The following is a 12,242-nucleotide window of genomic DNA, read 5'->3' on the forward strand; positions in this document are numbered from 1 at the left end:
TCTGAAAAATTATCAATCTACTAATTTAGTCAGCAGAGACATTTACTATTTATTGGAGCATTTTTCCGAATTTCTCAAGTTTCACAAAATTTAGTATCTGTGGAAGTAGGGAAATATTTTGCTCAGTTAATATCTATTAGTCTTAACCTGATCATAGTCGCCTCTGAAAAATTATCAATCTACTAATTTAGTCAGCAGAGACATTTACTATTTATTGTCATATTATTCTGTCTGAATTGAAACAACTTCTAATTTTTTATCCTGTGGCAAAACATGACTCATTACCTGAGAGACAAAAGACTTCAAGAAATTATTTTCTTGAGTTTTGCTAAATACACTTTGCAGAATTTTTCCTAATTTTTCAATATTCACAGAATTAGTATCTGTTTGAGTAGCAAAATATTCCACTAAACTCATACCTGCTACTCTGGTAAGATAAGCAGCACTAACAGCTTGAATTGCACCACCAGCTACAAAAGTTACACTGTTACTTTTAAGGATAATTGTTAATGTTTTGGTAGATAGTTCTACTAATCCTAGTTTTAACATTAACTCTGCCATAGTTCCCGCTACTTGCTTCCCTTTTTCGAGAGAAATTTTTTGTTCGTATATAGCACTCAAGTCTACTATTAATTGAGCATTTATAGCTGCCGTTGCTAATAGATCTAAAGCTGGAACTGGATTAGCAAATGCAGCAGCAGCAGCTATCCATTGATATTGTTCTATTACAGGAATTGCTCGTTCTTTTCTAATTTGATTGAGAATATTTTTAGCTTCTAATCTAACTATTTCTGCTTTTCTTCTAGTAGTCGCCCAGACTAATTTTTCCTTTTCTTGCTCTAATACTTGATTCAGCTTTTCTGCTAATCCAGATATTTCTGGCAATGATTGTTCTATATATTCTTGAATAGTGCCATCCTGCTGATATTTTCGCACTTTAATAGAATTAGGTCTGGCAGAAGTTCCGACTAAATTTTCTTCTGAGTTAATGGTAGATAATGTCTCTTTGATTTTTTGGAGAATTTGCGGTTTTTGGTCTGGCAAATATAGGTCTTGTTTATTCCAAACTAAAATAAAACGTTGACCGAAAGTTGTTAGTTTTGATAAAGCTTGAAATTCTGAATCTATTAAGTCACCTGTAGTTAAAAATAATATCAAATCGTAAGGTGATAGAGGATTAACTTGAGCATCCTCATTTTTTGTTATCCATTCTGACTGCCAAGTTATATCAGTAACTTCTATTTTTTGGGAATTTTTAGATATCCAATGAGACTTTAATATTTCAGTCAAAGCAGTTTTTCCAACACCTTGATTACCTGTAATTACTATACTTAATTCTTCTCTTTGTAATTCCTGAGTAAGATTTACTACTTTTTGGCGTAGTTGAGTAATATCATTACCTATTTTTTCAGACTTATTAATATCTTCTACTTCCAAAGCAAGCTTATCTATAGTAGTAGTTAAGGTCGCGATCGCTTCTTCGGCAGCTTCTTTTGTTGGTGATGGGATTATAATTGGTTTCTGAGTCGTTAGAGATTTTGGTCTTTTTAATAACCAAACTCCCAGGCTTGCTGCCATAATTCCTAACATGGCAGTTCCACCAAATTCTGCCACGGAATGTTGGACACTATCTAGTAACCATAACAGTAGAGATAATCCTATGCCCCCTACTAAGATCGGTCTTTGCAATTTTACAGCCATTTTGATTATCCTCGAAACTCCCTTTATTATTGATTTTATCTTAACCCTGTCATAATATTGCCTCCGTCAAAAGTACCAGAGTAGTGGTTTGTCAATTTTCAAATGATAGATTAATACTAGTACCGCTACGCGGAAGTCAGAATTCAGAATTCAGAATTCAGAAGTTTTGATTGGTAAGGCTTTGAGTATTTTGTTACTGGTCACTTATTTCCGTCATCCTGCACTAGATTAATACTAAGCAAGGAAGATAAGGGAGGAAAGTAGACAAAGGAGAAAATTTTAGGAAGTAGGAAAATGGGAAAAGCTCTTGGCACATCTTGCAAAACTAAGGTCTCAAAACTTAATGTAGCAGTATTTGTCGTATTTTTTTTACTGGTATAGTGCTACGCGCTAGGGAATAGGGAATAGTAAACTGTCAAAACGTTTCCAGATTTAAAAATGTCCTAACCTTAATGCGTAGTGCTATACGATATTATTTTCAGTTAAATACTTATCTGACTTTGTTAACCTTCCTTAAACCCCCTAGTCTGACAAAGTTGACTTAACACGGGAAGCAGTTTTTTCTGGTTTACCTGAAAGAGGGAAAACTAACACACTATTAATATTAGAATTATTAACTAATTCCTGAAGGCGATGTAATTGTTGATCTGTAATACCAACACCGTCATATTTTTTCGCATAATTTAATTCTTCCTGAAAATTATCTTCATTATAAGCTTGAATAAAAACTCGATCTACTGACCATTTTTCCCAGTCCGCCGCAAAATATTTTTTAGCCCAATAAGGGTTGTGATGAGAGATATCAAAACTAACTGAATTGTTAGCTTCTTTCATTTCTTTAATCATTCGCTCGGTAAAATTTGTTAAGTTAACCGTTCGGTCTACTTTTCCTGGTAATTCTGCATGATATCCCAGATAATCATCCCATTGAACTGCATCTATATTTGGATATTTTTTGACAAATTCAACTAAAATGTTGGTGAAAAAATTAGCTACTTCTTCCACTTCTACATCTAAGACATAATGCTCAATTCCATCGTAGGTTTTATCTACCCCAGGAACTATCCATTTTTTCCTAATCGCTAAGTCAAATATCGGACTATTTTCATCGATTTTAATGCCTTTCTCGAAGTAAGCATGAACTTCCATCCCTTGTTTATGTGCTTCATCAATTAACCAAACTAACCATTGTTCATTAAATTCATTCGGACAACTTTTTGCTCCTAGTATTTTTTCCATTACTTCAGTTTTGTACATAGTGCAGCCATTTCCCCACACCCCATGAATTATGGTATTAAATCCTTGTTTTTTGTAATAACCAACTCTTTCACGAATTGTTTTTTCATTGGCATTATTAGTTACATAATAACGACTTAAATATATGCCTCTAATTTGTTTTTTCTCCCAAGGGGTTAAAGTTTTTTCATTGAGGGAATTATTCTTAGGTTGAATTGGATTAACAGTTGTTTTTGGAGAAGGAGTTGGTAATGGTGTTTTTATTTTAGAAGAGTTTTGCTGATTTTTCTTTACTTCTGCTGAAGATGGTTGACTTGGAGTTGATTCTTCATCCTTTTCTTCTAAATAAGTAGTTGGTAATGGTGTTTCTATTTTAGAAGAGTTTAGTTGATTTTTAGTTACTTCTGCTGGAGATGATTTTGTTGAATTTAATTCAGTTGATTTTTCTTCAGAGTCTAACAAAGGAATAGATAGGTTGGGAAATTTTTCATGGAACCAAGAGACCACAGAATTCTTAGATATAACTTGAGATAAATCAATATTCTTTCTCTCGATAAACCACCAATAACTTCCTCCTAAAATCATCGTGAAAATTAGCAGTTCTACAAGACAACCTGCATCAAAAAGGCGAGAGGAGTCAGAATCTTTTTTTGACATAATAAAATATTGATGAATTTGGATTATATTTTTTCTATTGAGTTAATCTCAATCTAATTTAACCCTGTAAGATAACTACTAAAAGGTTAAATCATTTTTCTTATTAAATAAATACAATCTCTAACTGGGAAATTTCTGATTTTTTCTCAAGTCATACTGAATCTAATAACTCTAGAAACTTTATACAAAATAAGTTCCAATATTTCTTGGTAATTCTATTGTTGCTAGAGTAGCTTGAGCAGAATCTAAAGATGCCTTAATATACTTACCAGATTGATTTTCCAGAGCTGCCGTATTCAGGGTAGCAGTCTTAGGAAAACTAAATTTTATGTAATGCCAATTTGAAAAAATAATGTTACGAATAGTAAGGCTAATAAAAATATTTTACAGGAGATTTACCTTTGAAAAAAAATATTATTTCCCAGTTAAAAAATGATATAGAAGCTATTCCCATACGATTCCTGACTCCTGACTCCTAAAAAGTTCCCTAGCTATTTGTAGTAAACATTTATCAAATTGGTATAACCTATTGCACCTTCATTTTGATGAATTAGAGCCGTCACACCATCACATTTTGCCCCACCAATTCCTGTTGGCCATTGCACCTTTTTACCTTCCCCTACTTTTTGTTTCCATAAGGTACTATCTATAGAGTTTAAAAACTATAACGTTATAGTTTTTAACTATATATATATGTTTTCTGCGTATATAGTGATTCTTTGTAATTTCAGCTCAAATTTCTGAAATTTTCTACCTTATGAAGTGACAAACAAATTTATCTACTACTATCTTAGTGAGAGTCTTTGATTTTATAAAATAGTCGCTCAAATATACTGCTGCAATTTCTTCAATAGAAATTTTACGACATACTTTTCTCCTATACTTAATTAGGTTCAATTTTCTAGAAAAATCAATACCAATATCATGTCCAGATAATTAGATATAATAAAACTTTCTTCTCCTGAATACCTGATTTTTATATCTCCTTCTAGCTTGAATTCTAAATTCATAATTCTGACTCTTACCTTTTTATTTATAACTATTTAACCAGACATAATATAACTCCTGGTCTAGATTAAATCAGCTAATTACTAATGCCTAGCAGTTCAATATTTACGATTAAGTTTTTATGTTATCTTCTGGCAATGACAATATTAGGTAAGCATCAGAATTTTAACCATCTTTAAAATCACCTCTAACCAAAATAGGAAGGCTCATTTCCCGGCTTCCATTTAATATTACAACCGATACTAGGCTTTTGTTCTTCTACTATATTTTTTCCTGCTAAAACTGTATCTAAAGCTGCTCGTAAATCAGTTCCCGTTACTGGTTTTTGATTACCAGGGCGACTATCATCTAATTGTCCTCTATATACTAATTTATAATTAGCATCAAATAGGAAAAAATCAGGAGTACAAGCAGCAGTATAAGATTTTGCTACCTCCTGAGTTGCATCAAAACAATAGGGAAAATTAAACCTTAATTCTAATGCCATTTCTTTTAGTTTATCTGGAGCATCATCAGGATGAGTTTCAATGTTATTGGAACTAATAGCAAGAATTCCCACATCTTTTGGAACATAATCTTTACCAATTTTAGCCAGTTCTAATTGAACGTGCTTGACAAATGGGCAATGCCGACAAATAAACATTACTAATAATGCTTTTTTTCCCTCAAATGTTGATAGAGAAATTGTCTTTTCAGAAACTACATCTGGTAATTGAAAATTTGGCGCTATAGTTGCCAATGTCAACATTGTAGACTCTGTTAAAGCCATAAATTACTCCTGTTTAACTTTACTTTCTAGGAAAAAAATACCACATTTTTGTCATCATTTAAACGAAGGAGAAGATTTTTTTCTTTCTTATTGCTACTTAGACATTTTCTGGTAGAAAAAATTCCTCAAAGTCAGGGAATTACGTCGATGCTCTAAAAATGGTTGGAAGCGTTGCTTATTAAGGATTTATATTTATATCTTGTTGATCTAAAAATAATGTTAGTCTATATTTTAGCTTGTTTTATGGTTCTATTTTTTTAAGTCCTACTATTACCTATTCCATGCGTTATAGGAAACAAAAAACACATTTTTTGTCATCATTCAAATCAAGTATAGTATTTTTTTGTGCCCTCTACCCACACTCCCAAATCTTTCGATACTTCGCAAACTATTTCCTAATTTGAAGATACTTTTTCTAATGGAATTTCTACTATAAAAGTAGTTCCTTTACCAACTTCACTGGAAAAATCTATTTTTCCACTATGTAACTCTACGCACTGTTTAACAATAGATAATCCTAATCCTGTTCCTGGTATTTTACCTACATTGCTTGCTCTGTAGAAAGATTCAAATAATTTTTCTTGGTTCTCAACTGGAATACCCATTCCTTCATCTTTGATGGAGAAAATACCTTTTTGCTCACCCAAAGTCAACTGAAAATCTACCTCGCCTCCTGTTGGTGAATACTTAATAGCATTGGATAATAAATTATTTAAGATATGGCGAATTAGTTTCTCATCCATCAAGAAAAATTGCACCTCATTATTGTCAGATTTAGACTTAGATTTTGTGGAATTTTTTTTGTTAACTGTGAAATTAATAATATGTTTATTACTAGCAGTAACTTTGATGGAGTTGACAATATGAGAGGAGACTTTAATCAAATCAATAGGTGCTGGTTTATATTTCAGTTTTCCTGCATCTGCTTTACCAATAAATCTGACATCTTCTAGCAGTTCAAGCATTTCTGCTGTAGATTCTTCAATGTAAAGTAAATATTGATTTTTTTCTGCTTCAGTAATTTGAGATTCGTAAGATCGAAGCAATTGACTAGATAATAAAACTGTATTTAAAGGATTACCAAATTCGTGAGTAACCATTGAGAAAAAACGACCCCTTACTTCTCTCAAATCTCGTTCTTGTTCTAAAGCTTGACGTATTTCTTCTTCTTCTTTTTTCCGCTCTGTAATATCTCTACCTATATAAACAAAATTTTCTACCCCTGCCACATCTGTCTGAATTACTGAACAAGAAAATTCAACAATAATTTTTTCTCCACTTTTGTTCTGGCAAATTAATTCTACGTCTTGAGATACTTTGCCTTGTAATAACAGATGTTTTTGTCGCGCTTTATGTAGTAATTTTTCTTGGGGAATAATCATGGAAATTTCCTGCCCTACCAACTCTTCTTTCTGATAATCAAATAAAATTTCTGCTGCATGATTAATAGTTTTAATTACTCCCGAACTTGTTGTGACTAATAAAACATCTGCCATATAGGTAATAATTTTATTAATATAATCCTGAGAAGCAGTCAAAGCGCTTAATAAAAGATTTGATTCATTGGCACTTTGAATTAACTGCTGCTGCATTAGCATTTTTTGTGTGACATCTTCAACTAATACTACCAAATTCTTTTCTGATAAATCTGAATTAAAATCTGCAATTATAGATAGGTTTATATACAGAGGAGATTTATTTTCTGAAGACCTAGCAAGTCCTTCATATTCAAAAATTTCTCTTTTGCCATTAATTACTTCCTCTAGTATTTTTTCAGATCCTATTAATTCTGGAAAACTACTCTGAATATCTTCACCGGGAATTGCTAATTCTGGAGATTCAGCAAACTTTTTTAACCCATTTGATACCTCTAAAATTTTTAACTGTGAATTAATCATCAAATACTCTGTCTGACGAGATAACAATAGTTTTTTTAATAGGTTAATCATGGGTAGTTCAAACTAAAAAAATTTATTTATCGAGGAATAATTCAGAAGTCTGACTTCTAAATTTTGCATATAATTCTGTAGTAATACCAATTTGATAAATGTTTCCTACAAATAGCTAGGGGATTTTTTAGGAGTCAGGAGTTGTAGGGGCGATTTCGTTCCGAATGCTGTCGCAAACCCGTAATTAGGAGCATGAAAAACGGAAATACCCCTACAGGAATCAGAATGAATGGCTTTGATACCATTTTTATCTTTAGTCAGAAGTCAGAAGTTGTTTTTGTTACGGGAATTTTCAGCAACCTTTCAACAACATTTCGCTTTAAGAGGCGGGGTTGCATGGTCTAATTATTTTGATAAGTAGATTTAATACCAACTCTTATTTGTATTTACTACAGATCCTAAAAAAAAGTGTTACACCAATTCTCAAAAGTCTCGCTCTACTTGGAAGTTGGAAAAAATAACTTTTATTTATAACAAAAGTTACCAAATAGGGAGTATTTACTCCAACGAATAATTAAGTATAGCAAAGTTTCTGAGGACTTGTATTAGGTATTACAATTTACGAATAAATACTTAATTATAAAGTAGTTTAAAAATCAAGTATTAATTTTGATAAATCATATAATAACCCCACCAAATCATCAAATTTGTAGTCTTTATTTATCAAATTTGTAGTCTTTACCTACAATATTTGTAGTCTTTATGCGGAAATAAATCTACAACTAATTAATTCTGTCTCCTACCTCCTAACTACTGATTCCTCCTTCAAGCTATTTTTGTCATCATCCTATAAGATAACTTATCAAAAATATCATCTACATTTTCACCAGTTTTAGCAGATGTATTGTATACCGCGATAACTCTTTCATCTTCCTGATGATTGAATTTTGATAATAGTTGATTAATTATTTCTGCATCAACTAAGTCAGACTTATTTAAGGCCAATATAGCTATACTTTGAGGATTTATTGAGAAAAATAATTCTAATCTTTCAGCAAGATTATCTATAGTTTCTTGACGAGTAACATCTGCTACAACTATTGCTCCACTAGCCCCCTGTAAATAACTAGGAGCGATCGCCTTAAACTTAGTATGACCTTCTAAATCCCAAATTAATAGCTTCAAGGAATTATTTTTTTCTGCTTCTGTTGTGGCTAAACTTACTATTTTACTAGAAATTTTTACCCCTACTGTAGAAAGATATTGGTCACTAAACTGCCGATCCACAAATCGACGAATTAGGCTAGTTTTTCCCACACCAAAATCACCAACAAGACAAATTTTTTTTGATATCATAATTATGGTCAATTATAGTCAGTCGTCTTCCGCAGTTCATTCAAACAAATCAAATGTTACACACCTGCTCAATAATAGTGGCTGGTTATACTCTACATCTTGAGGAGAGTTTGTTTGTCCAGCTACTTCTAATCGTCTGGCGTCCACTCCCTGTTTGACCAAAGCATCCCTGACTATATTGGCTCTTTCCATGGCCAATTTTTGGTTAAGTTCTGGATTGCCAGTACGATCTGTATGACCTATTATCCTAAGATGTTTTTGAGGGTATTGACTGAGAAATTCTTTGATTTCAGCTATTGTCTCTGTATAAGTAGGCTCAAGTTTAGCTGAACCTAGATCGAAATAGATCCGAGTTTTTAGTTTTAGTGGACTTAGTTTAATTGTGGTAATGACAGATTTCACTCCCGGGACTTGCTCAATTTTTCTAATTATTTTTTGAGCATCTGCCATATCCATCACTGTTCCTTTTACTTTCACTTTATCTTCTGTATAGTTAGTGGTGATGGACACACCTTCCATTTGATTTAATGCTTTTGTGATTCGTTCGACTTCACCACTTACTTTCGAGGGGTCAAGTGGTACTTCTATAGCTACTATTTGATTGTCTAATTCTAAATTAGAAAGGCTAGCTTGTTTTTCTGCTATTTCTACTGCTTGATTGCGTAAATTTTGATTTGGTACTCGCCCTGTGAGAGTCAAAGAACCTCTTTTTACTTCTGCATTTAAACTATAAAATGCTAACTCTGGAACATTCGCCCAATCTTGAATAGTTTTTACTTCAACACTACGATAAATCCTACTATAATGCCGATAAATTCCCCAGGGAATTAAAATTAAACTTACAATTAATCCACAAATTATTAATAGGGCAGTAGGTGCTTTAGAAACAGAGAGTTTTTGATTTTCCTGTACATCTATATCTATTAATTCTTTTAATAGTAATTTAATTGAGCTAGGAATCGTATCTGGGTCTCCGGCAAAATTCTTAATATCTTTACCATAATCTATCACAATATTACTGAGTGTTTGTCGTAATTCTTTGATAAATGACTTGTTAGGTTCTCCCTTGATTACTACTGCCAAATAACAATGTCCCGCCACTTCTAAGATAATTTTTGAATCTCCATACTCAATCTCATTCAATTCTGAAATATCTCCAGACTGAACAATACAATCATTCACAAAACTACGGATAGCTGTTAACATTCCCGCTACCATTTCTGATTCTAATTTCTCTCGCCCAGAGTGTTGAGCTTCAGCAATTACTAAACCTGATTCTTTGTGAATTAAAAACACTGCTTGGACAGTAAAAACCATTATTTCTGAGATAATAAGTTCTGCCTCAGAAACCCCTCTAAAATTTGCTTGAATTTTCCGTCTTATTCCTTTGAAACTAAATGTATCTGAAATCTTGTCATTAATTTCTCGAATTGCTTCTGTCATGTATTTAGAAATGGTACTCCCAATTACAGGATATAGAGCATCTACAATGGAATTTTGCTCTAAGGAAATTTGATCCTTAATTACTGTACCCATTTCTGGTGCTAATGCTTGGGAAATTTGTCGCCTATCTATTTTAATTTGTTCTCTAATTGCAGCTCCCATTTCTGGTGCTAATGCCTTGGCAATTTCTTGAGGATAATTCTGTATTGCATAGGAAATTACTGCTGGCAATAAAGGTGCTAAAACTTCAATAATTGACTGTTGGTCTTGTTCTGTTTTCTTACTCAGAATAATATCAATAATTGGTGCTAATGCTTCAGCCATTAGTTGGGGCTCTTGATTTATTTGTATTGCTATTGCCGGAGATAATACAGGAGCTAGTGCAGAACTTATTGCTTCTCTATCTTGTCTAAATCTTTTTTGTATAACTTGGTCAATTACTGGGGTGATTGTGTCTATAACTTCTCCTTCTGTTTGACCTGGATGAGTGAATAAACTTTCTAATAATAAAGGATTGAATAGATTATTTAACTCATTTTGATGATAATCGAAACTTTTTTCCCCTAAATTAGTATTTATCCTCCGAATTAATCTAGCTACTTTTGAGCCAAATAATAGATTCTGTAAGGCTTCAAATGCTTCTGTTTCTGCATTATATTGTTGATAATTATTGGAAAATTCTGATTTTTTTTCCAGTTTTTTTTCTGGTAAAAGTAATGATTCTTCTCTAGCTAATATTTTTGCTTGATTATTAGTATATATATTTTCTACATCTATTATATTATCGTGATTTTTACCAGGCTCTTTTTGGAGAAAGTGATTGATAGATTCATCCTGATTTTCAATTAGACTAGCTTCCTTTTTCAGCAAACTTATATGCTCTTGAGACTCGATAGACTTATCTGTCAAATTTTCAGGAACATCAATTAAGTTTAGGTCTGCTAATAAATCAAACAAACGTTTGAGCTGTTCAACTGCTTCTACATTCAGTTCAACAGATTGATTATTGTCTATATATTTCTGATTTTTAGCAGGTTCTCTGTCTAAGTAAGCCATCTATTTCTACTTTATTAAATAGTTAATCTTTATCTGATACTAAAATCTGTGTTCCTATATTTTTATCTACTGCTTCTTTAAGTTCATTGACTAACTCAGTTTTCTTCATTCTCATGCCAACCTCAAACATAATTTCTGCTAAATCATCCCGTGAAACTTTGCCATCTTGAAGTAAGGAAAATTGCTTCTCAAGTTCCTCAAATATTTGAATTTTTAGGTTACTAACATCATTCTCTAGTTTGTCCCTTGTTTTTGATAATTTATCTTGGAGAGAAGTTGTTTGATTATCAATAATTTCATCTAAAGCTTCTTTAGTAGTAGTAATTTTTCGGTTTACCCGTTCAATTTGTTCCTTAGTTTCACCAATATCTTCTTGATTATTTTGCAGAGTTAAATTTATACTTCTAAATTTTTGATCCATAGAATCAACCATAGCTTGTATTTCGGTAGAAAAAGCATTTTTGACTTGTTCTATTTGATTTTTAATTTCTTGTTTAACTAGAGATACTTCTGATTCTAGCTTATCAAAACGATTTTCGTATTCTCTCAGCTTAGAGCCAAAAATTATATCGCGAATTTTATCAATATTTCCTAGTCTCTCACGCATTTCTTCTTTAGTTAATTCGGCCATCTTTTCTCCTACTAAATTGCCAAAATCAGGATAAGCCAAAAAGCTTACATTCTTATTTTACTTGATTTTGCTTTGACTTGAATATATTAAGAGACTGTTTGTTTTAAGGGATATTAAACCCTGCTGTACTAGACCAACACTTATGCAATGGCGTTTTACGAAAAATTGTTAAATTTATCTCAAGCTTTAGATTTTAGTAGTAAATACGCACCTTACTAGACCGACACTTAGGTTGTAAAAATATTGCTCTTTCAATTTAAAAACCTTACAGTAATTTTCATGTTTAGTAGACTACAGTAAGGAAGTTCAATGGCAAGTCTCTATAAGGTTTTATATAGAATTAGGTTATATAAGAGACTGTTTGTAAACTAAAGATTAAGACGGCCAGAGTAGTTAATGTTCGGTGGGTGGGGTGCGAAAAGTTAAATTTTTGTCACGATTCATAGTTATTGTCGCCTAACCAACCCTACGCCTGGATTTAATATTCCTTTTACAA

At 32.2% G+C, this 12,242-nt stretch carries 7 protein-coding genes; all 7 read right to left on the bottom strand.

Annotated elements, in window-relative coordinates; genetic code table 11:
• Positions 1-222 precede the first annotated feature (222 nt).
• The 7 genes from ACP6PL_RS11130 to ACP6PL_RS11160 all read right to left on the bottom strand — a co-directional run bounded on the left by ACP6PL_RS11130 (position 223) and on the right by ACP6PL_RS11160 (position 11,746).
• Positions 223-1,701, bottom strand: a complete 1,479-nt coding sequence (locus ACP6PL_RS11130) for a slr1306 family protein (RefSeq protein WP_426545321.1) — start codon at positions 1,699-1,701, stop codon at positions 223-225.
• A 522-nt stretch (positions 1,702-2,223) separates the two neighbouring features.
• Positions 2,224-3,594: a family 10 glycosylhydrolase gene (locus ACP6PL_RS11135; RefSeq protein WP_426545322.1), complete on the bottom strand. Its 1,371-nt coding sequence runs from the start codon at positions 3,592-3,594 to the stop codon at positions 2,224-2,226.
• Between the two features lie 1,195 nt (positions 3,595-4,789).
• The gene (locus ACP6PL_RS11140) at positions 4,790-5,371 is read right to left on the bottom strand and encodes a thioredoxin family protein (RefSeq protein ID WP_426545323.1); all 582 of its coding nucleotides are present in this window, start codon (positions 5,369-5,371) and stop codon (positions 4,790-4,792) included.
• A gap of 395 nt (positions 5,372-5,766) precedes the next feature.
• The gene (locus ACP6PL_RS11145; protein WP_426545324.1) at positions 5,767-7,320 is read right to left on the bottom strand and encodes a sensor histidine kinase; all 1,554 of its coding nucleotides are present in this window, start codon (positions 7,318-7,320) and stop codon (positions 5,767-5,769) included.
• A 765-nt stretch (positions 7,321-8,085) separates the two neighbouring features.
• Positions 8,086-8,622: a Rab family GTPase gene (locus tag ACP6PL_RS11150; protein ID WP_426545331.1), complete on the bottom strand. Its 537-nt coding sequence runs from the start codon at positions 8,620-8,622 to the stop codon at positions 8,086-8,088.
• Between the two features lie 30 nt (positions 8,623-8,652).
• Positions 8,653-11,115, bottom strand: a complete 2,463-nt coding sequence (locus ACP6PL_RS11155) for an OmpA family protein (protein WP_426545325.1) — start codon at positions 11,113-11,115, stop codon at positions 8,653-8,655.
• Between the two features lie 22 nt (positions 11,116-11,137).
• Positions 11,138-11,746, bottom strand: a complete 609-nt coding sequence (locus ACP6PL_RS11160) for a hypothetical protein (protein ID WP_426545326.1) — start codon at positions 11,744-11,746, stop codon at positions 11,138-11,140.
• Positions 11,747-12,242 lie beyond the last annotated feature (496 nt).

This window comes from Dapis purpurea BLCC-M126 (assembly GCF_050015975.1).
Lineage (GTDB): Bacteria > Cyanobacteriota > Cyanobacteriia > Cyanobacteriales > Microcoleaceae > Trichodesmium.